Annotated in this window: 1 protein-coding gene; it reads right to left on the bottom strand. The window is 71.6% G+C overall.

Features of this window, described 5'->3' with window-relative positions; all coding sequences use genetic code 11:
* Positions 1–229, bottom strand: a 229-nt coding sequence (locus B2W70_RS06400) for an MliC family protein (protein WP_286743953.1), incomplete at its 3' end; no start/stop codon positions are given.
* Positions 230–317 lie beyond the last annotated feature (88 nt).

Below are 317 nucleotides of genomic sequence, written 5' to 3'. Positions count from 1 at the left end.
CCCCCGCCGTGCCCTGACGCACGTCGGCTGCATCGCCAGCAGGGATGGTGTCGCACGCCGGGTAGGCCTGACCATCGATCGTCAGCATGCCGCTGTCGCCCTTGGACCAGTAGCTCGTGCCCGGGTAGGCAGACGACGCGTAACGCGCCCCCGAAGCGCTGCGCTGGGCCTGCAGCAGGTAGCGCTTGCTGCCCACCGTGAGCTCGGCTTGCTCGGCGTTGGCGCGCACGGTGACATCCTGTTTGCCGCAGCGCATGAGGACCGCCGGGCCCAAGGCGCGAGCGGCCACCACCGGAGGTTTCGCGGCGGCCACGCCG

Origin of the sequence: Aquabacterium sp. UBA2148 (assembly GCF_002328915.1) — a bacterium.
Classification (GTDB): Bacteria; Pseudomonadota; Gammaproteobacteria; order Burkholderiales; family Burkholderiaceae_C; genus Aquabacterium; species Aquabacterium parvum.
This window is presented reverse-complemented; position numbering and strand designations above follow the sequence as displayed.